Genomic DNA, 23,013 nt, shown 5'->3' with positions numbered 1-23,013 from the left:
CGACCGGGGATTCAGGCATATCCGAGGTGTCCTCGTGAGCGAGGCCCCGGTGTGTGCCCCGGCGGGCTCATACACCGTAACACCAACCGCAGGAAATCCTTCACTTATGTGTTCCGAGGAGTGCTGCTGACGTAATCTCGGACGCATCGACCGGCAGGGATCAGGGCCCGGCCGGCACGGTCGAGAGAGGACGGGCTCACGGTGACTTCCCGCACCGCCGGTGAGAGCGACAGGCCGCGGCTGCGGGCGGACGCGGCCCGCAACCGGGCTCAGATCCTCGCCGCCGCCCGCACCACCTTTCGCGAACTGGGCACCGCCGCGCCACTGGACGAGATCGCCCGCCGCGCCGGAGTGAACATCGCCACGCTCTACCGGCGCTTCCCCGACCGGAACGCCCTCGTTCAGCAGGTCGTGCTCGACGGGTTCACCCTGTTGCACCAGGCCGCTCGCGACGCACTGGACACCGCCCCACAGGACCCCTTGGCCGCCATCGAGGGGTTCCTGCTGCGCCTGGTCGAGGAACGGGACACGCTCGTGCTCCCCCTGATCGGCGGCCCTGTCCCCACCACACGCGAAGCAGTCGAGCTCCAGGGCCGGATCACCCCCCTCCTGGAAGAACTGCTGGCTCACGCGCGCGCCCAGGGGGCCATCCGGCCCGACGCCACACCCATGGACCTGATCACCACCGGAGCCCTGGCCTGCCGCCCCCTCCCCTACCTCCCCGAGGAACAGGCCACCGCCCTCGCCACCCGCCACGTGCACATCTTTGTGGACGGACTGCGCCCGAACGGCGCCCGGACGCTTCCCGCGTCCCCGACACACGAAGAGCTCAGCATCCACCTGCAGACGGACCCCTCACGGAGCTGAGGTTCGACCACTTCAAGCTTGTTGGTCGACCATCTTCGAGTTTCATAAGGGGCACCAGATGCCCGGACAATCAACCTATGCCCCTGCCCTAAGATTCGACCAAATGGCCCGAAATGATGTTTTTCCGCGCGCCAGCCGCTCCGAAGTGACGTGGATCACGAGTGAAGCGGAATGCGATCATGGGGTTTACTTGTTCAGACAGTGAATGGCTCCGGTGCAGCAGCACCGAGATCTGTCAGCAAGGGGCTGCCCCGTTACGCGGCCCGCCTTTCACGAGCAAGGATGATGATCATGTCGACGGCCTTCCAGTCCTACGACCTCGGCGGCACCCGCCTGTCCAACCGCATCGTGATGGCCCCGATGACGCGCAGCCGTGCGTACGGTCCCGGGGAGTCGGCGACTGACCTGATGGCGGAGTACTACGCGCAGCGGGCGAGCGCGGGCCTGATCGTCACGGAGGGAACCCAGCCGTCGCCGATCGGCCAGGGCTACCCCGACACCCCCGGCATCCACTCCGCAGAGCAGGTCGCGGCGTGGAAGAAGGTGACCGACGCGGTCCACGCCAAGGGCGGTGTCATCTTCCTGCAGATCATGCACACCGGCCGGGTCGGGCACTCCAGCTGGACCGGCGTGCAGCCGGTCGGCCCCTCCGCCGTCCAGGCCAAGGGCCAGATCTACACGCACGACGGCCTCAAGGACTTCGAGGTGCCCCAGGAGCTGACCGACGCCGAGGTCGAGGCAACGATCGCCGACTACGTGTCCGCGTCGCGCAACGCGATCGAGGCCGGCTTCGACGGCGTGGAACTGCACGGTGCCAACGGCTACCTCATCCACCAGTTCCTCGCCCCCAACTCCAACACCCGCACCGACCGCTGGGGCGGCTCGCCCGAGGCCCGCGCCCGGTTCGCCGTCGAGACCGCCAAGGCCGTCGCCGACGCGATCGGCGCCGACAGGACCGGCTTCCGCATGTCGCCGGGCAACCCGTTCAACGACATCGACGAGAGCGACCGGGCCGACGTCGAGGCCACCTACACCGCCCTGGTGGACGCCCTCGCCCCGCTGAACCTGGCCTACCTGCACCAGATGGAAGCTCCCGGCTACCGCGACTTCACCACGCAGGCGCGCAAGGCCTGGCCGACCACGTTCATCCTGAACCCCTTCACCGGCCAGGAGCCCACCGGTCACAAGGAGCTGGACCTGATCGAGGACGGCACCGCCGACCTCCTCGCCTACGGCGGCCTCTTCCTCGCCAACCCCGACCTGCCCAAGCGCCTCGCCGTCGGCGGCCCCTTCAACACCCCCGACCGCGCCACCTCCTTCGGCGGCGACCACACCGGCTACACCGACTACCCCACCCTCGACTGACACCCCCGCCAGTAGCCACGACTGGCAGACCGCGGCGCCCCTCGGCCTACGGCCAGGTGGGCGCCGCGGCGCTTTCCGGACCAACCACCGACCGTGCCGGCTTGGAGGATCGATACGCATGGACACAACGTCAGGGAACGAGGCCACGGAAGTCCCGTCGGCCGCGCATCACGGCCCGGTCAGCCATGCGATCTTCCGCATGGGGCGCCTGTACCGCATGCTCGCCGGCCAGTTGCTGCGGGAAATCGGACTCCACCCGAGCCAGGAGCTGGTGATGCGGAGACTGTGGGAGCACGGCGCCATGCGCCAAGTGGACCTCGGCGAACTCGTCCACTCGGACGCGGCGACGATGACGCGGACCGTGCAGCGCCTGGAGCGGGCGGGCCTGGTACGCCGTATCCCCTCCCCCAGCGACAAGCGATCCGTCATCGTCGAGCCGACCGATGCCGGCCTCGCGTTGCGCCGCAAGGCCGAGGCCATCCGGATCGACCTGGAACACCAGCTCACCGACGGCCTCAGCGAGGCGGCACAGGCCGAGGCACTCGCCGTACTGGAACGCCTCGAGCGCAACCTGTCCCACCACGCGGGGAACGCCCCCTGCGTCTGCGCCGACGAACCCTGCGACTGACCGACCCGCAGCACGCATTGGATACGCCATGAATCCGAACCCGATCCACGACATCCTCGAGACCCCGGACGCCCTGTGGACGCGCGCCAAGTTCATGTTCTCCTCGAAGGACTACACCGGTGCCGCGCGAATCCTCGACCGGCTCGTCCAGGACTTCCCCGACGACAACGCCCTCCGGCTGCTGCTCGGCCGTGCCTACTACCACTCGGCACAGCTCAAGCAGGCCGAGGCCACGGTCCGCAGACTCATCGAGCGTGATCCGGCCGATGCCTACGCGCACCTGCTCCTGGGGCGCACCCTGGAACGGCAGAGCCGCGCGGACGAGGCCGCCCCCTACCTGCGGATTGCCGCCGCCTGGGACGGCGAGGCCGTTGCGTGACGGTCTTTGCAAGGGCCTCTTCAGGGCGCCTCTCCAGGGGCGGGCGCCCTGCCATTCCAGGGCAATCCAGCAGCACTTGACCGCGGGCCTGCCAGACACGGCTGCCCAGGATCCGCATCAGGACGTACACAACGGCGAAGGCCTGCATGTGCACGCCTTCGCGCACGCCCTGCACGGCGGCGGCCATCACCGCCATGCCGAACATACCGGCCAGCCGGATGCGGGTGCGGGTCCGGTCGCCGGCCACGTTGCTGTACAGGGTGAAGCACGTCCAAGTCATCCAGAACGCGCAGAAGAGCACCACGTATTACGCGAAGTCCCCTGCTCCCGGCTCGCCGTGCAGCAGATGCGCGAGCTGGGAGACTCCGGCGACGGCGATCAGATCGAAGAAGAGCTCCAGCCAGGTGGCATGCCGCTCGTCCGCATCCGCTTCCGTGTTCTCATCCGACTCCGCCGACTCGCCACCCTTACCGACCACGCTGCACACTACTTTCCGAAGAACCTGGTGAGGTGCTGCACCACGAGCTCCGGCTGCTCCTCTGCCAGGAAATGCCCGGACCCGTCAACCTTCACGATCTCGGCGTCTAGCGCCGTGCGGGACAGCATGGTCCGTGCGGGCTCGTAGGTGTGCGCGCTGGTCACGGCGAGGATCGGCGGAGTCAGCGTGCCGTAGCCCTTCTCGTCCTCGATGTCCTGGGTGAAGGCCTGGTACCAGCGGTTTCCCGCCCTGATCGCCTCCGGCGTGGAGTACGCCTGCGCGTACACGGCGCGGTCGAAGTCGCTGATGGCCGCCGGGTCGGCTGTCAACAGGTCCAACATCGCATCGACCAGGTAGCGCGACCGCCCTTCGAGCAACTGCTCCGGCAGCCCGCGGAGTTGGTTGAATGCGAACCACCACGCGACGAACTGTCCGGGCCGGGGCAGCACGCTGAACTGGAACCAGCTCTCCTCGGGGTGCAGCACGTCCAACAGCGCTATGCGGCGGACCGCTTCGGGATGGTTGGCGGCGAAACTGTAAGCGACGATGGCGCCGATGTCGTGGCCGGCGATGTCCACCTGCTCGTGCCCGAGGTGGCGCGCCAGAGCGAGGATGTCGCCGGCCATCGTCTTCTTGTCGTAGCCGGACTCGGGCTTGCCGGAGGAGCCCATGCCGCGCAGGTCGACGGCGATCACCTGGTGCTGCCGTGCGAGCGCCGGCATGATCTTGTGGAACTGCCACCAGGTCTGCGGCCAGCCGCCGAGCAGGATCAGCGGGCTGCCCTGGCCGCCGATCACATAGTGCAGATCGAGGCCGTTCACCTCGGCGTGACGGCTCTCGAAGTCGCCGTCCAGGGACTGGGCGAGTTCGGCGTCGGACGGTACGGGTGTCATGATGCGGTCCTTTGGTTGCTCTTGAATGTGGGTGGCGGAGAACCCGGCCGCCGCAGTGGCCGGAGAAGAGGGGGTGCGGCGGCCGGGTCAGGCTGCGATCAGTGAGCAGCGCCACCGAACAGGGCGCGGAAGTTGATCTTCCCCACCTGCAGCTTCGGGTCGTGCGGCGTCTCGTCCATGCCGCTGTCCGTCACATACAGCCTGTTCCCGCGCACCGCGGTGGCGGTGGGTGCTGCGACGCCGTCCGCCTTGGTCAGGACGATCTTCTTGGCACCGTCCGGATAGACCGCCGCGATCTGGTTCAGGGCGTGCAGCGCGGCGAACACCACGTCGGAACGCCTGTTGAGGAAGTTGAAGTCGTCGATCCCCACGACACCGGTGGTCACGACGTGGATCCGTCCGTTCGTGCCGTCGGCGTTCACCTGCACCCGCAGCAGCGTGCCCTTGCTGAGGTTGGAGACCCACACCGCGCCGTTGTGGAAACGGAGCCCGTTGGCGCCGAGCGGCGGGGCCGAGGAGGCGTCGGGCGCAAGGGCGGCGTTGGTCAGCCAGGCAGTCGCCGTTCCGCCGGAGGCCGGGACGGCCCATACGGTGCCCTTGTAGCTGTCCGCCACGTACAGGGTGCGGCCGGACGGGTCGATGGCCAGGCCGTTGGGGAAAGCGCCTACGGGCAGGGCCGCGATGCGCTCGGGGGTGCCGCCGGGCGTGTCCTTCCACACGCCGGACCGGGAGGCGTCGCTGGACAGGACGTTGTAGTACACCGCTCCGTCGCGCCCGCGCGTGTTCCCGGTGATCGCGTCACCCGCGTGTCCCGTGACGAGCACCGTGCGCTGCCCGGACTCGGCGATCCGCACCAGTTCCGGCGCCTTGCCGGCCGAGATGCCCAGCATCGACAGGGTCAGCGAGCCGTCCGGATTGACGGTGATGTTCTCGGGCGACTCACCGGCCGCGAAGTCGAACGCGGCCGCGGTCTTCACCTGGGTGACGACCTGGCCGTGGTGGTCGGCCGGGGTCTCCGCGGACGCGCACGGCGCCACGGTGACGACGGCTGCCGCGGCGGCGATCGCCGCGGCGAATATGAGCCGCTTCTTCATCGGGGTTTTCCTGGCGTTCATTGCTCTCTCTTCGAAGGTGTGCTCGCCCTCACCCGCGGTGCCGCACGTGCGTGGGCACGGTCAGTCGGCGCGGAGGCGAAGGCTTGGGAGCGCTGTTCGCGGCTGCGGGCAGCGCTGTGAGCCCGGCCGGGTCGGCCGCGCTCGGCGCGGGATCCCCCCGTGGCGGCATGGTTCGCCGGGTAACCGGCCCGGGGCGGGGGACGGGAGGACGCACCTCGATACGAGGTGCGGAGTCTGAAGTGCGGACGCTTCAGCCCCGCAGCAGCGCCGGCAGGACGCAGGCGTCCATGTAGCGGGCGAGGTAGACGGCGTCGGCCTCGACGCCATCGAACGACGGCCGGGCGAACGCCGCGCCGGTGATCAGGGGCCCCATGAAGGCGAGGGCGGGGTTGTCCGGTGCTATCTCACCGCGTACGAGCGCCCGCTCGACCACACGGTGCAGCATCTCCATCTCGGGCTTGGTCTTGGATTCCCGTACGGCGTCCGCCAGTTCCGCGTTGTTCCGCATGGCCTGGCTCAGCGCCCTGACCGGCGCCGTGCTCTTCCTGCCCATGGCGTCACCGACGATCCGCGCGATCTCGTGCAGGTCGCCGCGCAGCGAACCGGTGTCGATCGACGCCAGGTCGTAGTGCTTGTAGTGCCGTACGGCGGCAGCGACAAGGTTCGACTTGCTCTTCCACTGGCGGTAGAACGTGGCCTTGCTCGCCCGCGCCCGGGCCGCTATGTCGTCCATGGTGAGCGTGTCGTAGTCGACGTCGTTCAGCAGGTCGACGACAGCCGCGTAGATCTCTTGCTCCCGCTCCGGCGTAAGCCGGGTGCGTCTCGTTTCGTCGGGTCCAGCCATGGCGCGAGCGTAGGCCACTACACATGCGAAACTCAAGAGTTTTCTTGGTTGGCAAACTTTACGGTCTGAAGGGCCTGACTGCTGGCGAGCGCGCCCAAGTGCACTCACCATCCAGTCAGACCCTTCAAATTAGACTGTCGGCCAACCATCTGTAGTCAGCGGCGGTGCACCGACTCCACGCTGTAGATGTTCGGCTCGAAGCCTTCCGCGAACTTCTGTGCCTGGCCCAGCTGTTGCTGGGCCACGGGGTCGGCCAGCACGGCGCGCAGGTGCGCTTCGGTCTCCCACTGGGCGTAGTTGGCGACCCGGGTGCCATCCGTGCTGGCATGCACGGCGGTGGAAATGAAGCCCTCGCGGTGTCGCATGACCTCGTCGGTGGTCTTCACCAGCAGGTCGACCAGGGCGCGCTGGTTCTCCGGCTTGACGGTGAACACGTTGATAAGCGTGGTCACTTGGGTGTGCGCGGTGATGGTGGCTATGGCATCCATGTACGGTCCTCCGTCTGCGTTCGCTGCTGTCATGCGTCGGCGTTCGCTGTTGTCACGCCGCCGTGCCGGCCGGGCGCTCGATGACGAGGTCGCGGTCGAACCCGCCGCCCTGGAGCCACTCCCGGCAGGCCTGCGCGTAGGCGATGGGGCCTCCCGGGTAGCCGGAGTGGATCAGCTCCGTCTGCCTGTTGGGCGCGCAGTTGAGGTCCGGGCGGGGCAGGCCGGCCGCCTTTTCCTTGATCTGCTGGGCCCAGCGTTCCTCCGCCTCGGGGCGGACGTCGACGCTGGCGAGGTTCTCGTCGAGGCAGCGCCTGATGAGGGTGGAGACGTGGGTCGTCTGGTCGTACAGCTGGTGCGTGAAGTTGATCGCGTGGGTCGCCTGGGGGATGCCGCCGACCACGAACAGGTTGGGGAAGCCCGCAGTCAGGATGCCGTGCAGCGAACTGACACCGTCGGCCCACTTGTCGGACAGCAGCTCCCCACCGCGTCCGGCCACGGGGAAGCGGCCCGCGTCGATCGCGAAGCCGGTGCCGAATACGACGCAGTCGGCCTCGTACTCCACGCCGTCGACCACGACGCCCTTCGCGGTGAGTCGTTCGATGCCCCGGCCTTCGGTGTCCAGCAGGGTGACGTTGGGACGGTTGTAGGCTTGCAGGTAGGTGTCGCTGAACTGGGGGCGGTTGCAGCCCAGGTTGTAGTACGGCTTGAGCTTCTCGGCCGTGTCCGGGTCGTTGACGACCGAGCCCATGTCGGCCCGGATCTTCTCCATGGCCGCGTAGTTGCCGTACAGCATCCGCGTGGCGGGCTCGGCTCCCTCCATCAGGACGGCGAGCTCCGGTGACACGTTGCGGGACATCTTGGACAGACCGGTCAGTGAGTCGTTGAGGATGTCCTTCGCGGGCGGCTTGCTTCCCGGAGGGCTCTGCACGATCGCGGTGAGGTTCTCGATGCGCTCCTGCTGCCAGCCAGCGGGCTGGTTGCGGAACCACTCGGGATCCGTGCGCTCGTTGTTGCGCGGTATGACGACCACCGGGGTCCGCTGGACGACGATCACATGTTCCGCGTACTCGGCCAGTTCCGGAATGAACTGGATCGCGGACGCCGCGGTGCCGACCACCGCCACCCGCTTGCCCGCGAGCCTGGTCAGGCCGCCGCGCTCGTTGCCGCCGGTGTAGTCGTAGTCCCAGCGGCTGGAGTGGAAGACATGGCCCTGGAACTCGTCGAGACCGGGCACGTCGGGAATGCTCGGGTCGTCGAGCGTTCCGTTGCCCAGGCAGATGAACCGGGCGCGGATCTCGTCGCCGCGGTCGCTCGTGACGATCCAGCGGTCGGCCTCCTCGTCCCAGCGCGCGCCGGTCACCTGCGTTTGCAGACATGCGGTCTCGTCCAGGCCGAACTTCTCGGCGAGCGCCTGGGCGTGCGCGCGAATCTCGTCGCCCTGGACATATTTCTCGCTGGGCATCGTGCCGACTTCTTCGAGCATCGGCATGTACGAGTAGGCGTCGACGTCGCAGCGGATGCCGGGGTAGCGGTTCCAGTACCAGACGCCGCCGAAGCCGCCGCCCTTCTCGAACAGGCGCACGCGCGGCACGCCCGCCTTGCGCAGATTCACGCCCGTGACGAGTCCGGTGTGTCCACCGCCGACTACGACGACGTCGACCTCGTCGTGCAGCGCCTCCCGCTCGAAGCCCGGTTCGACGAAGGGGTCCTCGACGGACAGCACCGCGCTCTCCGCGACCGTCCGTGCCGGCGTCGGCTCCGCCGACCGTCGCTTCTCGCTCTCTTCCAGGTACTTGCGGCGGATCGCCTCCGGATCGAATCCGGGGCCGCCGAGAGCGGCGGAGTTGTTGCTCACTTCTGGTCTCCCTACTCTGCGGGTGTCTACGGCAAGGGCTCTGGCGACGCGTCAGGCCCCGGGGCTCGCCAGCACTCCGAGCTGCTGCAGGAAGCCGAGTTCATCTCCCACTGCCCAGACCTCGCTGACCTTGCCGTCGGTGACGCGCTGGTACAGGACCTCGTCGAACTCGACCTTGCGGTGCGTGGGGGCGACCCCGAGGAACTCGCCCTCGTGAGTGCCCGAGAAGGTGACGTGCGTGATGACCAGGTCATCGACGACCACCTGGGGTCCCACCACGTTGTTGCGCAGGTCGGGGAACGCGCTCAGCAGGAGGCCGTAGACGGCCTTGAAACCCTCGACGGGGTCCGCGGGGGGCGCGCCGTGCTCATTGAGGCCGTCCCGCGACGCCTTGGCGAGGCTTCCGAGGTACTGCGCCGATCCCTGCATCCCCATGCGCCGGATCTGGAGCTTCGGGTGGAGCACTTCGTGGGCGAGGTCGGGGCGATGGGCGTTGATTACGTCCTCGATCAGCCGGTTGACGGCGGCCTTTGGATCGTTCGACACGTTGAGTCCTCTCGATGAAGGTGACTGCCGGAATCGCTGCCATGTGCTCCTGTTGCCACCGCGGCCAGCCGAGCCCGCGCGGCTGCATGGATCTCGGACGGGCCGCGAGCCCACTCGAGTCCGCGGCCGACCACGGTGGCCACCGGTAGGTCCCAGTCGGCGCGCACCAGGACCGGACGGTGAATGCCGAGTTCTGCCCGCGTCCAGCCCGGCAGCAGCCCCACCGCGGCGTTCATCAGCAGGCGCGCGACCAGCCGTTCCCGCCCGGTGCGGCCGAAGCCGCGAAGGAACCGCAGGGCTTCCAACGCGGCTGGGGTGACGTGGAGTTCGGGTCGCATGCGGGCCAGATAGCGGGTGACCTCGCGTGTACTGCGCGGCACCTGCACCGCGCCCAGCGCCTCGGCGACGGGGGCGGCCTGCGCGTAGTAGGTGTCGCATTCGGCCCGGGTGAGCCGGGAACGTCGCGGTGCGTAGACCTGGTAGCCCGTCAGGAAGCTGTAGACCTCGGCGGTGTGCACCCAAGTCAGCAGCTCGGGGTCGTCCGCGCGGTACGGCCGGCCGTCCGGCGCGGTCCCGTGCACATGGGTGTGGATCCGCCGTACCAGGTCGATCACCTCCCGAGCCGCCTGCTGCGACCCGAAGGTGGTCGTGGTGATGAACCGAGCGGTACGAACGAGCCGGCCGGTCGGATCGGTACGGAAGTCCGAGTGCTGGTCGACCCCGGCCATCGCCAACGGATGCAGGGACTGGAGCATGAGCGCCGCGAACCCGCCGGTGAGCATCCCCGTCGGATGGCCGTGCACCCGCCAGACAGGGCTGTCCGGAGCGATCCCGAGCAGTCCGGGATCACCGGGCGGACCCGCGTACCGCTCCAGTTTCAATTCCCCGCCGTGCACGGTCGACTTGAGTTCGTCCGCGATTCGGGCCCGCAGTCCCACTACGCGCCGTCCCCGGCGCCGCCCGTGTGAACAGTCCGCCGGACACTGACCGTTCGGTCACGGGCGAACGGCCCGCCCTCAAGATTGAAGCTCCACGAGATCGTTGGCGTGATCCGCATATACGGCGCCGTCCCGAAGCGGCCTTTGCGCTCGACGAGTTCGGCGGTGCCGTAGACGCGCAGATAGCGCGGCGTCCACGGATCGGTGCTGACCACGTCGTCGACGACCAGGGCCACTTTGGTCTTCCCGGCCTCGACATTGCGGAACTTGCGGGTCTTCGCGGGGGCGACGCCCCCCACGTACAAGTACGTCCCGTCGTACTCAAACCCGACCGGTACGACGTCCGGCTGGTCGTCGGCCGAGACGGTGGCGAGGCGCGCCAGCCGCTGTGAGCCCAGATAGCTGATCTCTTCTTCGGTGAAGGACATCCGTGCCTCCTCTGTGGGCGAAAGCCGCGATCAGTGAGCGTGTGTCACGGGGTCAGGCACCAGCCGCCCCGAACAGCTGCCCGAGGCGGCCCGTCAGCAGGTCCGCGCCCTTGAACTGGGAGGTGACGTCGGGGCCGACGATTCCCCTGCCCGGCAGCTGGGCCGCTCCCCCGGTCGGGCCGAGCGGGAGGATGATGGCGGCAGGGCCCGGCTGGTAGGCGGCGAGTTCGCCCTCGCCCTCGATCAGCGCCCTGATGTTGCCCGCGACCACCTCGACGTGGCGGTTCGCCGCGCTGGCCTGCTTGGGCTCGGCCACATCGGTGATGTCACCGAGGGCGAAGACCGTGTCCTGACCCTTGACCTGGAGGGTCTCGGTCACCGCCACCTGCCCGTCCGACTGGCGTATGTCCGCGAGGGCCCCGGCGAGGTATCCGGTCTGCGGGACGACGCCGAAACAGCGGAACCAGATGTCGGCGGTGATGTCGACGTCGGAGGCGGTGCTGACATGGAAGGGGCCGCGCTCGCCCGGCTGGGTGGGCGGGTTGTCCTTCAGCGGGGAGCCGAGGACGAGCTGGATGTCCAGTTCACCGAGCTGACGGCGGACCTCCTCGCGCAGCTCCGGCGCGTACTCGCTGAGGATGTCGGCCACGGGGTCGACGACCACGACCTTCTTCTGCGGCCAGACGGCCTTGATCTCCCCGGCGAACTCCAGCCCGACCGGCCCGGCACCGAGCAGCAGGACGTGCTCGGCCGCGTGGAGATTGGCCTGCGCCTCGCGGTACTTCTGCTGGGCGTCCGCGGTGTAGTCCACGTCGATCTTGGCGGGGAAGGGGTAACCGGAGCCGGTGGCCAGCACGATGTAGTCAGCCGCGAGCTCCTCGCCGGAGGCCAGCGTCACGCGGCCCGGTTCCACACGCACCGCACGGTCGCGCACCACACGCCCGTTGGTGAGCAACTTGTCGTAGGGGAAGAAGATCCGGGGCAGGAAGTCGGGGTCCACCACCGCACGCAGGGCGCCCACGGCGTGGAAGAAGGCCTCCTTGGGCTCGACCAGAACGACATCGGCGACGCCGTCCAGCGCCTTCGCCGCGGCGCTGCCGCCGTAGCCACCACCGACGACTACTACCTTCTTGGACATCATGTTCTCCTCAATGGGTGTGCATGTGCTGGAAGTTGGCTTGCTGGAGGACTTGCCAGGGATGGATCACGGTGCGGTCAGCAGGCCGTGCATGGCGCCCGACTGGTAGCGCTCCACGGCTTCGACGACACGCGACTCGCTGGACATGCAGAACCCGCCGTACATGTAGGCGGGCGTACGCAGCGGCCTGCCCGCTCCGAAGAGGAACTGCGCCCCCTGTTCGCCGGCCTCGATCTCCACGGCCCCTTCGCCCGGCTCGAACACGGCCAGGCCGACCGGGCCGAGGTCACCGCGGCTGGTCGGCGTGGCGATGCGCCCGCTGCCCCGGACCGTCATCGCGAAGCCGCGGTGGTCAGGGTCGACGGGGATCTCGACGCGTGCGCCGGGCTGCAACAGCAGGTCGTACACGTGGGATTCGGCCGCCTCACGGACGGGCGAGCGCATCCCGAACGCCTCGCCAGCCACCACTCGCAGTGTCACGCCCTCGGTGAGTTCGCCCTTGGGTAGCTCGTTGGGGGGGAAGTGCAGGCCGTACGGGTCGGCCTCCTCAGCGGATTCCGGCAGCCGTACGAAGATCTGCACGCCGTGCCCGAGACGGCCGCTCTCCTCGACTACCTCGTCGTGCACGATCCCGGAAGCCGCGACGGTCCAGTGCACGCCGCCGGGTTCGATCAGGCTGTTGTCGCCGAGGCTGTCCCGGTTGTGCAGCCGGGTGACGGAGTCGTCGAACATGTAGGTGGCCGCGGAGAATCCGGCGTGCGGGTGCGGCGCGAAGGTCGGTCCGGTGATCTCGAACAGATCCATGTTGAGGAAGGGATCCAGGTCGACGGCGAAGCGCGAACCGCGCGCCGAGAACTGCGTCCCGATCTTGTGGGTGTCGATGTCGGTGACGGTCGACAGGACACGGGGCCCGTGCATACCGTCCTCCTTGCGGTCGTTGGCGTGTGGGTGGTCAGCCCATGTGGGCGGCGTGCGCGGCCTCGCCCTGTCCCTGCTTGCCGGCATTGATGGCGAACAGCGTGATCAGCAGACCGCCGATGAAGAACACCGCCGCGACGACGAACGCCGTGGTGTAGCCATGGGTCAGGGCGTCGCCGGCCTTGGCCACCAGGCCGAAGTCCTTCATGGCGAGGGCCCGGTACAAGGTCTCTGCCGCATCGGGCAGTTGGTCGTTCGCTGCCGACGTCGAGATCGTGGAGAGTACGGCCAGGCCCAGCGCACCGCCGACCTGCTGTGAGGTGTTGAGCAGGGCTGAGGCGATGCCGGAGTCCTGGTCTCGTACACCGCTCACCGCGCCGAGGGTCATCGGGACGAACGTCATGCCCAGGCCGACCGCCGTGACGAACATGGCGGGCATCAGCTGCGTCACGTAGGAGGCGCCCGGTTCGAGCGTGGCGAACCAGAACATGCCCGCGGCTCCGACCGCCAGACCGGGGCCGGCGATCTGCCGGGGTGCCAGGCGGGCGACGAGTTGCGAGCTGACGCCTGCCGCGACACCCATGCCGACGCTGAACGGCAGGTAGGCGAGCCCTGTCTTGACCGGGCTGTAGCCGAGGATCTGCTGCATGTAGAGCGTCAGGAAGTAGAAGGTGGCGAACAGGCCCGCGCCGACGAACAGCATGCTCGCGTAAGCACCGGCGCGGTTGCGGTCCTTGAAGAGGCGCAGCGGCATCATCGGATGCGCGGACCGCACCTGGAGGAAGACGAAGAGCACCAGCAGCACAAGAGCCGCGCCGAGGAACCCGAGCGTCAGGCCGTCGGTCCAACCGTCCTCACCGCCGCGGGTGATGGCGTACACCAGGGCGATCAGACCGCCGGTGCCGGTGATCGCTCCGGGCACGTCGAGACGGCCCGTATTCCGCTCGCCCTCGGCGAGCACCCTGGTCCCGACGAGTACGGCAGCGCCGATGGGAATGTTGACGAAGAACACCCAGCGCCAGTCGAGGTAGTCGGTCAGGATGCCGCCCAGCAGCAGGCCCACCGTGGAGCCGAGCCCCGCCATGGCCGCGTAGACGCCCATGGCCCGGTTGCGGGGCTTGCCCTCGGGGAAGTTCGTGGCGATCAACGACAGCGCGGATGGTGCGGAGATCGCGGCGCCGATCCCCTGCAGGATGCGGGCGCCGATGAGCAGCCCCTCGTTCTGCGCCAGCCCGCCCAGCAGCGAAGCCACGGTGAACGTCGCGATACCGACCTGGAACATACGGCGCCGGCCATACAGGTCGCCGGCCCGGCCGCCCAGGAGCAGCAGGCCGCCGAACGCGAGCGCGTAGGCGTTGACCACCCAGGCCAGGTTCGAAGCTGACACGTCGAGGTCGGTCTGAATGCTCGGGAGCGCGATATTGGTGATGGTGGCGTCGAGGACGACCATCAGCTGCGCGGTGGCAATGACGACAAGGGCCAGTCCGAGGTGGCGGGGCACCTTGGTGGTTCCTGCGGAGCGCTGGCCGGTGGCCGTGACCGGGCTGTCGGTGGGCATGGGTGACTCCAGGTTCAGAGCTGCGTGACAAGTGCCATCGAGTGAAATATACAAGCGTTGAGAAAAATTATCAGCTGGGGTGACGTTCTCGATGCGTCTGGCCGCCCGAGGCCCGTCGCGCATTGCGCGGCCAAGCAGCACAGTCACCCATCGGAGCGCCTCTGACATGCGAAAACACCCGGCCCGACGGGCGCGCCTGCGTGGACAGGACGACGGCCGGCGGCGGTGTTCCGATCGAGGACTACTCCTCGGCCGCAGAGATCACTCCCCGCGGACGGCGACGGCCCCGACTCCCCCTTGGGAGCGATCAGATCGCGGAACACGGGGACGACAAGCCGAAGGATGTCCTCGACATCCACGGCGGCAAGATCGGGCATGTTCAGCAGAAGTCGCTTACTCGCGATGGCCGTCACCATCGCATTGCTCAGCGCCGCCCGCAGCCGGGCGTCGTCACCCGTGACCGTGGCGGCGATCGGCCCGATGGCCTCGGCACTGACGCGCTCCCGCCAGAGTTCCGCGGCATCCTCGCAGGTCATACTGGCCCTCAGCAGCATGGCCATGGGAGTGCGAGGGTCGGCCGCCCATACCTCGAACATGCCGCGCAGGTAATTCTCCACCGACCGGGCCGGATCATCGGTGGCGAGTTCAGTGATTGGGATGGTCCAGTGGAGGGCGTCACAGAACAGCGCGCCCTTGCACGTGGACAAGTCGTCCGTGATTCAGTATTGCGGCAGGGGGCAACCATCAGTCGGCTCGCCATGGACCGGCCGCCGCTGACCGGCTCGTCGCCCGGTTACGCCGGGGACGGTTCACATGCGGAGCAGTCGCTCGGCGTTCACATGCGCGATCTTGGCCCGGTCCTCGTCGCTGATCGGAGCGGTGCGCAGGAACTCGGTCGCCGTACTCATCTCCTCGAAGGGGTAGTCGGTGCCGAAGAGGATGTGATCGGGGCCGAGGGCGAGTAGCGCGCAGACCAGTGGCGGGGCCGAACATACACCGCTGGTGGTGATGTACAGGTTGTGGCGTAGATACTCCGAGGGGATGCCCCGGCGCAGTTCGATGCCGTGATGGTTGTGGAAGCCCCACCGGGAGTCCAGCCGCCACAGAACGTAGGGCAGCCCCTCGCCCATGTGTCCGAGCAGCAGCTTTGCCTCGGGGAAGTCGTCGAAGACTCCGCCGAAGATCAGCCGCAGCACGTGTGAGGCGGTGTCCGTGCCCCAGCTCCACATCGGGCCGATCAACTCCGGGTGCCCGGACAGCACATGTGCGGAATCGATGCCGTTGGCAGGGTGCAGGTACAGGGGCACATCGAGCCCCTCGGCGTACTCCCACACCACGCGCAGCTCCGGGTCGTCGAGATACCGGCCGCGGGTGTGGGCGTTCACGAGTGCTCCGCGCAGGCCGAGTTGGTGTACCGCGCGCTCGAGTTCCTTGGCCGCCGCCTGCGGGTCCTGCAGCGGCAGGGCGCAGAACCCGGCGTAGCGGGTCGGGTTCGCCTCGATCGTTGCGGCGAGGAGGTCGTTCACGGCGACAGCGCGAGCGACCGCGACGGCCGGGTCCGGCTCCGCCTGGATGCCCGGCGCGTTCAGTGACAGCACCTGGACGTCGAGGCCCGCCGCGTCCATCTCCGCGATCCGTTCGTCGGTCAGGTCCAACAGGCGCCGCGACGCCTCCTTCCACGCACCGGGCTGGGCGATGGATGCCGATCCGGCACCGTATCCGACCAGCTCGGGCGTGACGAAGTGTTCCTCAAGACCGATCGTCCGCATCGCGATCTCCTTCGAGCAATTTCACCATTAGGCATTGACTTCACGAATAATGAAACTAGCGTGTGCGGTCGTCAAGGCTCACAGAGGAGTGGACATGGCGATCGACGGAACGTCCCACCAGGTTGATGTGGCCGTGGTGGGCTACGGGCCGGTCGGAATGACGACGGCTGCGTTGCTGGGTCAGGCCGGGCACCGGGTGCTCGTCCTTGAGCGGTACGCGGGGCTGTACAACCTCCCCCGAGCCGCGATCTTCGACGACGAGACGATGCGGACCCTCGCCCGGCTGGGCATCGCGGAGGAGTTGCTGCCCAAGCTGCGCGTGCAGCACAGTTACGAATGGCGCAACGGCTCCGGCGACCTGCTGATCGAGCAGGGCTACGCCGAGACCGGCCGGAGCGGCTGGGCCGAGTGGTACTCGATGTACCAGCCCGACCTGGAGGAAGCCCTCGACCGGATGTGCCGGTCGTCCCCCACTGTGCACGTCAGGCACAACAGCCCGGTCACCGCCGTCCGCCAGGACGCAGACGGCGTCACCCTCAGCATCGATGGCGGCGAGGAGATCAACGCCCGCTACGTCGTCGCCGGCGACGGCGGCAACAGCTTCGTCCGTGCCGCGCTGGGGGTCGGACAGCAGGACTTCGGGTTCTCCGAGCCGTGGATGGTCTGCGACTTCCGATTCCGCCGAGCCACCGCCGTCCCGGCCGCACTGCAACTCGGCGATCCCGCCGGTCCCACCTCGATCATCTCGCTCGGGCCGGACCACCACCGGTTCAGCTTCATGCTCGACTCCGAGGAAGCCTTTGCTTTCGAGCGCGCCCCCGACAAGGTGTGGGCCCGCGTCGCGCGCCACCTCTCACGCGAGGACGCCGATCTGATCCGCGTCGCGACCTACACCTTCCGTTCGCTGGTCGCTGACAGTTGGCGGATCGGACACGTGCTGCTCGCCGGTGACGCCGCCCACCAGATGCCCCCGTTCCTCGGCCAGGGCATGTGCTCCGGGGTACGCGACGCACAGAACATCGCCTTCAAGCTCGACCTCGTCCTGCGCGGCCGGGCGGACGACGCGCTGCTCGACACGTATCAGACAGAGCGCGAACCACATGTCCGCGCCGTGATCGCCAAGGGCATCGAGCTCGGCCGTACGCAGACGATCCGCGACCCCATGCGGGCCGCGGCCCGCGACGCCAGGCTGATCGCGGGCCGAGCTGCGGCCGAGGCCCCCGAGAAGATCCGTTTTCCCGGACTCGGGCCGGGTCTGCTGAGCGACGGCGGCGGTGCCCTGTCGGTGCAGGGCGTCGTCGACGACGGCCGACGCAAGGGACTGCTCGACCAAGTCGTCGGCGCCGGGTTCCATCTCCTGCTGCGCCCGGCCTCGGTCCCGGCGCTGAGGCCGCGTCTCGATGCACTCAGGGACGCAGGCGTCACCATCGTGGCTCCGGGTGCGGACAGCGGCGCACTCCCCTTCGTGCACGATGTCAACGGGAGCTACGCGGCCTGGTTCGCCGAGGTCGGCGTCGACGCGATCGCCGTCCGACCCGACTTCTACGTCTACGGAACCGCGACCGGAACCGGTGTCGCCACGCTCGCCGAGAACCTGCTCGCAGCCCTGTGAACGGCCGTACCGCTCACCCCCCTTGCCATCCGCGCCCACTCGTCCCCCGGCCCACGCACCACCTGGCAACGAAGGCAGGTAACGCCCATGGCCCCATCCGTCCCCCTCCCGAGCCGTCGCATCCTACGGCCGTCCGTGCTCGCCCTCGCCGCTCTGCTTGCCGCGTTCGAGGGCTATGACCTCGCCTGTTACGGCGCCTCCGTCCCCTCCCTGCTCGCGGACTCCCGTATCGGCGCCACCAAGTCCTCCGCAGGAACCGTCGGTTCGCTCGTCCCGATCGGCATGCTCCTCGGCGCAGCCCTGTCCGCCGCGCTGATCCGCCGGATCGGCAGTCGCCGCCTCCTGATCTCCGGCGCCTCCTTGTTCTCGGCGGGCATGCTCGTCTGCGCCACCATGCCGACGTTCACGCTCCTCGGCGCGGCGCGCCTGCTGGTCGGCGTCGGGCTCGGCGTGGTGCTGCCCACCGTGAACGCCTACGTCGCGGACCTGTCGGAGCCCGAGCGGCGGGGCCGCACCATCGGAATGATGAACTCCGGGTACGCGGCCGGCGCGCTCATGGCGCCGCTGCTCGCCGCCGCACTGCTGCCGGACGTCTCCTGGCGCTGGATCTACGTGCTTGGCGCGCTGCCGGCAGCCGTTGTCATCCCTCTCGCGGTCAAGTTTCTTCCGGAGAGCCCGACCACTCCGGGCACGGCCTCGCCTCTGCCGTCGTCCACGCGATCCGGCTCCGATCTGTTCGGGCTCCGTCTCCTGCTCGGCCCCGGCGTCCGGTCGGTGACCCTTCTCTTCTGGATGGTCGCGTTCTGCGGGCTGCTGCTCGTGTTCGGGATCAGCACCTGGCTCCCCACCATCATGCGGACGGCCGGGTACTCGCTGGGTTCGTCGCTGCTGCAGACCGCCGCCATGTGGACGGGTGCCGGAGTGGGCATGGTCGTCGGCGGGCGCATCGCCGACCGGCTCGGCATCAAACCGGTCGTCGGCGTCGCCTTCCTCACCGGGGCGGTCTGCCTGATCCTGATACCCCTCCACCCCGGACCAGCGCTGCTGTTCCCGCTGATGTTCATCAGCGGCATGGGACTCATCAGTTCCCAGGCCCTCACCAACACCTTCGTCGTCACCCGCTATCCCGACGCGCTGCGCGGTCCGGCCATCGGCTGGACCCTCGCCGTCGGCCGACTCGGCGCCATCACCGGACCCACGACCGGAGGCTGGGTGCTGTCCTCCGGCCTCGCCGTGGAGTGGAACTTCTACCTGTTCGCCGTCCCCGGCCTGCTCGGTGCCGTCCTCGCGGCACTGGTCCCGCTCGCCCGGGCCGAGCACTCCGCCGCCCGGAACGTCGTCACCACCCGTGAGCGCCCCACGGAGACCGGGTTCGTATAGTCACCCTGTGGGAACAGCCAACGAACCCGACGCCCGGCAGGGCATCCAGTCCGTCGAGATCGCCATGACCGTGCTCCAGGCCCTCGAGCAGGGCCGCGGTCCGATGAGCCTCACCCAGCTCGGCGCGGCCTGCGGCATGGCGGCCAGCAAGGTGCACCGCTACCTTGTCAGCCTCGGCCGGGCAGGGCTGGTCTCCCAGTCCCGCAGTTCCGGCCTCTACGACTTCGGCCCCGCCGTGCGCCGTCTCGGCATCGAGGCCCTGCGGCGCATGGACGAGGTCGGCATCGCCGGGGAGTTCCTGCCCGGACTGCGCGACCGCACGAACCATGCCGTCAACCTCGCGGTGTGGGGCGACAACGGACCGGTCGTCGTGCGCTGGGACTACGGCTCCTACGCCCTTCCCATCACCGTACGCATCGGCGCAACCCTGCCGATGCTGGCCTCGTCCATCGGCCGGGTCTACCTCGCGCATCTCCCGGAGACCCTCACCGAGCCCGTCCTGCGCGGCGAACTCGCCGACTCCGAGAAACGGCCCGCCGCAGAACTCGCCGCCATTCGAGCCGAGGTCCGTAAGACCGGGGTCGCGATCACCTCGGGTGGCGTCGTACCCGGTGTCACGTCCATCGCAGCCCCGGTTCTCACGTCGGGAAGTCCGCTTCCGGTCGTCGTCGCCGTCGTCATGCCCGCCCGGCACGCCACCGGCTCCTCCATCGAGAGCGCCTCTGCCGCGCTGCTCGAGACCGTCCGCGCGATCGCGGACGAAATGGGGGCATGACACGAGGCCCCGGGCCCGCCTCGGCGACCGAGGCTCGGCTTGTCCAGCACCACCGACTTCGGCCGAGCCGCACGGAGCCCTTCCCGCGCCGTACGGTGTGCAAGTCCGTGGCCGTGGTTTCGTTGTCCCGAGGTAGCCTCCGAGCTCTAGATGTCGGGTGGCGGCGAGACGGGCGTAGGTGCCCCTGCGGCGGAGGCGCGTCAGGAGCTTCCGTGCATCTGGACGATGCCCCGGCATCAACTACATGGCATGCAGCAGGGATTGGAACAACGTTCAGTCTTGGTCGACACGCGCACGCCATCGGCGACGCCCTTCGGTCGGGCGCCGGCCTGCTCAAGCGCCTCGCGGAAGGGGCGGGCCGCGTGCCGGTGCCGGGCCGGCCGGAAGCCGTATCTGATGGCCCCACTGGAATGGAAGGCCACCCCGTGCGGACGGGCGGTGTCCGACAGCAGGAACCCACACCGCAGGCGCGTCGAGTGCTACGGGACGGGTGGCCGACGCCCGGTTGCGGGCCGGGCATGGCCACGACGGAAGGCGCGGTCAAGGCGGGGGCGCGCCTCTGGCTCTCGACCTTGAGGATCGCCTGGCAGTCGGCGGGAAGCACGCTCTCGTCCATTCCGTCCTCGCAGTGCAGGACTACCAACATGCCGCCTGCCCCCGGAGCCGTCAGGCCCACTCCAACTCCCGCGCCGCAGCAGGATCGTTGGCTCTCCGCGAGTTCCTTGCGCAGCCGCTCGGCACACTTGGCCAGGACCACCCGCAGCGCATCCACGGCAAGCAACCCCTCCCCGAACCGGCCCTCCGGCGTACGAAGCGGTTTCCATCCTGGCAATTATTGGGTCGGCCAATAGCTTCCCTTCGAGTGCGATAGCTCACACCCTCCAGCAGGCCGAGGTCCGGCCCGGACGGCCCGCCCGGCATCGAGACAGGGAGGGTCGCGCCCTGCGTGCACTGCAGGCCCACCATTCGACCAAACCTCCCCGAGATACTCATTTGGCAGCCTTGACCTGCAGATTTAATCCTCACTACGCAACCCCTCTCCTCACATCACCTGCCACCGAGGACCGGACAGGCCCGGTCAACCTCGGCTCCGCCTCACCCCATCCCCGAGGGGTCCCGAGTGTCGTACATCGATGGCAGCAAACACTTGGTCGACCAAGTAATATGCTTCGTGGAAGCGCTGGACGATCCACGCACCAGCCGGTCACACCGTCCTGAAAGAGGTCATCATGTCTGCACAGTCCTTCACCGCCGAGAACACGGCGATGCTGCTCATCGACCACCAGGTGGGCACCATGGGGTGGGTCCGCTCCATCCCCTTCGAGCAGTTGAAGGCCAATGCCCTGGCGCTGGCCAACACGGCCAAGGCGGTCGACATCCCGCTGGTGCTCACCTCCTCCATGGAGGAGTACGCCCAGGGCCCGCTGCTCGCCGAACTCGCCGAGATCGCCCCCAAGGAGTTCGAGGCACGCATCAAGCGCCTCGGCGTCGTCAACGCCATGGACGACGAGAACTTCGCCGCCGCGGTGCGGGAGACCGGACGCAAGAAGCTGATCATCGCGGGCGTCACCAACGACGTGTGCACCGTCTACCCCACCCTCACCGCCCTCCAGCTCGGCTACGACGTCCAGGTCGTCGCCGACGCGGGCGGCTCCCCCACCAAGATGGCCGACGACATCTCCATCCGCCGCATGGAGAACGCCGGCGCCACCATCACCTCCTCAATCCAACTCATGGCCGAACTGGCCGGGAACTGGACCAGCGACCGCGGCGGCAAGATCATCCCCTTCGTCATGGGACTCATGCCCCAGCAGTGACCTTGCGGAGCCGGGGGCGCCTGAAGCCACCCCGACCCAGGTGGCACGTCGGCGGCACTCCATGGGGCAACGAGCCCGCCGTAGCGCTCCAGTCCGTCACCGTGTCAACCCCATCGAGCTCGACACGGTGACGCACCGCAAGAAGGCGCCCGCCGGGCGGCGGAGCCAAGACCGGCAGCGCCGCCCGGCGCCCTCACTTCACCTCTGTCACACGTGCCACATCCCAGCGTTGACGGCACCAAAAGATTCCTAGGAGACAGCAGTGACCAGTACCACCCCGCAGACCCCGTACGAGCAGGCCGTCGCCGAAGACCTCCCCGAGGGCTTTTCACAGGTCGTCCGGGAAGTGAACGGCACCCTGATACACAGCGTCATCGGCGGCGCGGGCGAGCCCGTTGTGCTGCTGCACGGCTGGCCGCAGACATGGCGGGAATGGAGGCACATCCTGCGCCCCCTCGCCGACATGGGATATACCGTCGTGGCCCCCGACCTGCGCGGCACCGGCGGCTCTGCAGTCGCGGAGACCGGCTACGACAAGGACACCCAGGCACGCGATGTGCACGAGCTGCTCCAGTCCCTGGGACTGAACGGCCCGGTACGCCTGGTCGGACACGACATTGGCGGCATGGTCGCCTTCTCCTATGCCCGCCTGTACCCCCAGCAGGTACACCGGCTCGTCCTGGCAGACCTGGCCGTCCCTGGGTACGGCCTGGAAGACATCATGGACCCGGCGACAGGCGGCTACTTCCACTTCGGGCTCTTCATGACCCCCGAGGCACCGGAACTGCTGTTCCAGGGCAACGAACGCGCTTTCCTGAGCTGGTGGTTCGCAAAGATGTCAGCCGACCCCAAGGCGTTCCCGTCGGAGGAGATCGACGTCATCGTCGCGTCCCTGCGCGCCCCGGAAGCCCTGCGCGGCGGCTTCGAGCACTACCGCACCATGCTCGACGACGGCCGGGCCAACCGGGCCTGGGGTGACGCGGGCGGTGTCCTGACGATGCCCGTACTGGCCGTCGGCGGCGAACACAGCGTGGGGCCCTACCTGGCACGCAGCCTGACCGCGGTCGCACCCGACGTCACGACGGCAGTGATAGCCGACAGCGGACACTACATCCCCGACGAGCGGCCCGAAGCCCTCCTGGCCACGCTCGCCCCGTTCCTGGCGTAGCAGACCAGTCGCGCCGATCCATCCCACCGAAGACCACTACGACCACCAAAGACC

Annotated in this window: 22 protein-coding genes and 1 pseudogene; 9 read left to right on the top strand and 14 right to left on the bottom strand. The window is 68.5% G+C overall.

The window, feature by feature from the left end; translation table 11 throughout:
* The first annotated feature begins 201 nt into the window (after window positions 1–201).
* The 4 genes from ACIRA5_RS36895 (at window position 202) to ACIRA5_RS36880 (ending at window position 3,239) form a co-directional block, all read left to right on the top strand.
* Window positions 202–867, top strand: coding sequence for a TetR/AcrR family transcriptional regulator (locus ACIRA5_RS36895; protein WP_403698473.1), 666 nt, complete (start codon window positions 202–204; stop codon window positions 865–867).
* A 291-nt stretch (window positions 868–1,158) separates the two neighbouring features.
* Window positions 1,159–2,232, top strand: coding sequence for an alkene reductase (locus ACIRA5_RS36890; RefSeq protein WP_403698471.1), 1,074 nt, complete (start codon window positions 1,159–1,161; stop codon window positions 2,230–2,232).
* A gap of 118 nt (window positions 2,233–2,350) precedes the next feature.
* Entirely contained in the window at window positions 2,351–2,860 is a 510-nt protein-coding gene (locus ACIRA5_RS36885; RefSeq protein ID WP_403698469.1) for a MarR family winged helix-turn-helix transcriptional regulator, read from the top strand.
* A gap of 28 nt (window positions 2,861–2,888) precedes the next feature.
* Entirely contained in the window at window positions 2,889–3,239 is a 351-nt protein-coding gene (locus tag ACIRA5_RS36880; RefSeq protein ID WP_403698467.1) for a tetratricopeptide repeat protein, read from the top strand.
* A 97-nt stretch (window positions 3,240–3,336) separates the two neighbouring features.
* Here the strand turns inward: ACIRA5_RS36880 and ACIRA5_RS36875 are convergent.
* The 14 genes and pseudogenes from ACIRA5_RS36875 to ACIRA5_RS36810 all read right to left on the bottom strand — a co-directional run.
* Window positions 3,337–3,717, bottom strand: a pseudogene (locus tag ACIRA5_RS36875) (low temperature requirement protein A); the annotation flags it as partial.
* A gap of 8 nt (window positions 3,718–3,725) precedes the next feature.
* Window positions 3,726–4,610, bottom strand: a complete 885-nt coding sequence (locus tag ACIRA5_RS36870; RefSeq protein WP_403698465.1) for an alpha/beta fold hydrolase — start codon at window positions 4,608–4,610, stop codon at window positions 3,726–3,728.
* Window positions 4,611–4,708: 98 nt separating this feature from the next.
* Window positions 4,709–5,725: an SMP-30/gluconolactonase/LRE family protein gene (locus tag ACIRA5_RS36865; RefSeq protein WP_403698463.1), complete on the bottom strand. Its 1,017-nt coding sequence runs from the start codon at window positions 5,723–5,725 to the stop codon at window positions 4,709–4,711.
* 250 nt (window positions 5,726–5,975) lie between these two features.
* Complete coding sequence (locus ACIRA5_RS36860; RefSeq protein ID WP_403698461.1) at window positions 5,976–6,569, bottom strand: TetR/AcrR family transcriptional regulator; 594 nt, start codon at window positions 6,567–6,569, stop codon at window positions 5,976–5,978.
* 155 nt (window positions 6,570–6,724) lie between these two features.
* Window positions 6,725–7,057, bottom strand: a complete 333-nt coding sequence (locus tag ACIRA5_RS36855; protein ID WP_403698459.1) for an antibiotic biosynthesis monooxygenase family protein — start codon at window positions 7,055–7,057, stop codon at window positions 6,725–6,727.
* 52 nt (window positions 7,058–7,109) lie between these two features.
* On the bottom strand, window positions 7,110–8,912 hold the full coding sequence (locus tag ACIRA5_RS36850) for a flavin-containing monooxygenase (RefSeq protein WP_403698457.1): 1,803 nt from the start codon (window positions 8,910–8,912) through the stop codon (window positions 7,110–7,112).
* A gap of 51 nt (window positions 8,913–8,963) precedes the next feature.
* On the bottom strand, window positions 8,964–9,458 hold the full coding sequence (locus ACIRA5_RS36845) for an ester cyclase (RefSeq protein WP_403698455.1): 495 nt from the start codon (window positions 9,456–9,458) through the stop codon (window positions 8,964–8,966).
* Complete coding sequence (locus ACIRA5_RS36840; protein WP_403698453.1) at window positions 9,422–10,396, bottom strand: oxygenase MpaB family protein; 975 nt, start codon at window positions 10,394–10,396, stop codon at window positions 9,422–9,424. The genes ACIRA5_RS36845 and ACIRA5_RS36840 overlap by 37 nt, the downstream gene beginning before the upstream one ends.
* The gene (locus ACIRA5_RS36835; RefSeq protein WP_403698451.1) at window positions 10,396–10,824 is read right to left on the bottom strand and encodes a PPOX class F420-dependent oxidoreductase; all 429 of its coding nucleotides are present in this window, start codon (window positions 10,822–10,824) and stop codon (window positions 10,396–10,398) included. Before ACIRA5_RS36835 ends, ACIRA5_RS36840 begins: the two co-directional genes overlap by 1 nt.
* Window positions 10,825–10,876: 52 nt before the next feature.
* Complete coding sequence (locus ACIRA5_RS36830; RefSeq protein ID WP_403698449.1) at window positions 10,877–11,965, bottom strand: FAD-dependent oxidoreductase; 1,089 nt, start codon at window positions 11,963–11,965, stop codon at window positions 10,877–10,879.
* A gap of 63 nt (window positions 11,966–12,028) precedes the next feature.
* A complete protein-coding gene (locus ACIRA5_RS36825) occupies window positions 12,029–12,880 on the bottom strand; it encodes a pirin family protein (protein WP_403698447.1) in 852 nt (283 codons plus the stop codon).
* Between the two features lie 34 nt (window positions 12,881–12,914).
* Window positions 12,915–14,438, bottom strand: a complete 1,524-nt coding sequence (locus tag ACIRA5_RS36820; protein ID WP_403698445.1) for an MFS transporter — start codon at window positions 14,436–14,438, stop codon at window positions 12,915–12,917.
* Window positions 14,439–14,581: 143 nt separating this feature from the next.
* Window positions 14,582–15,145 (bottom strand): hypothetical protein, encoded by a 564-nt coding sequence (locus ACIRA5_RS36815; RefSeq protein ID WP_403698443.1) that lies wholly within the window; start codon window positions 15,143–15,145, stop codon window positions 14,582–14,584.
* Between the two features lie 102 nt (window positions 15,146–15,247).
* Window positions 15,248–16,207 carry an amidohydrolase family protein gene (locus ACIRA5_RS36810; protein ID WP_403698441.1) on the bottom strand — a complete coding sequence of 320 codons (960 nt, stop codon included), beginning with the start codon at window positions 16,205–16,207 and terminating at the stop codon, window positions 15,248–15,250.
* Window positions 16,208–16,301: 94 nt separating this feature from the next.
* Between ACIRA5_RS36810 and ACIRA5_RS36805 the strand changes: the two genes are divergently transcribed.
* The 5 genes from ACIRA5_RS36805 to ACIRA5_RS36785 all read left to right on the top strand — a co-directional run bounded on the left by ACIRA5_RS36805 (window position 16,302) and on the right by ACIRA5_RS36785 (window position 22,959).
* The gene (locus ACIRA5_RS36805) at window positions 16,302–17,819 is read left to right on the top strand and encodes a bifunctional 3-(3-hydroxy-phenyl)propionate/3-hydroxycinnamic acid hydroxylase (RefSeq protein ID WP_403698439.1); all 1,518 of its coding nucleotides are present in this window, start codon (window positions 16,302–16,304) and stop codon (window positions 17,817–17,819) included.
* An 87-nt stretch (window positions 17,820–17,906) separates the two neighbouring features.
* The gene (locus ACIRA5_RS36800) at window positions 17,907–19,199 is read left to right on the top strand and encodes an MFS transporter (protein WP_403698438.1); all 1,293 of its coding nucleotides are present in this window, start codon (window positions 17,907–17,909) and stop codon (window positions 19,197–19,199) included.
* Window positions 19,200–19,206: 7 nt separating this feature from the next.
* Window positions 19,207–19,974: an IclR family transcriptional regulator gene (locus ACIRA5_RS36795; RefSeq protein WP_403698436.1), complete on the top strand. Its 768-nt coding sequence runs from the start codon at window positions 19,207–19,209 to the stop codon at window positions 19,972–19,974.
* Between the two features lie 1,229 nt (window positions 19,975–21,203).
* Complete coding sequence (locus tag ACIRA5_RS36790) at window positions 21,204–21,791, top strand: isochorismatase family protein (protein ID WP_403698434.1); 588 nt, start codon at window positions 21,204–21,206, stop codon at window positions 21,789–21,791.
* 262 nt (window positions 21,792–22,053) lie between these two features.
* Complete coding sequence (locus ACIRA5_RS36785; protein ID WP_403698432.1) at window positions 22,054–22,959, top strand: alpha/beta fold hydrolase; 906 nt, start codon at window positions 22,054–22,056, stop codon at window positions 22,957–22,959.
* The last annotated feature ends 54 nt before the right edge of the window (window positions 22,960–23,013 follow it).

The organism is Streptomyces sp. NPDC096311 (assembly GCF_044763085.1).
GTDB lineage: Bacteria > Actinomycetota > Actinomycetes > Streptomycetales > Streptomycetaceae > Streptomyces.
This window is presented reverse-complemented; position numbering and strand designations above follow the sequence as displayed.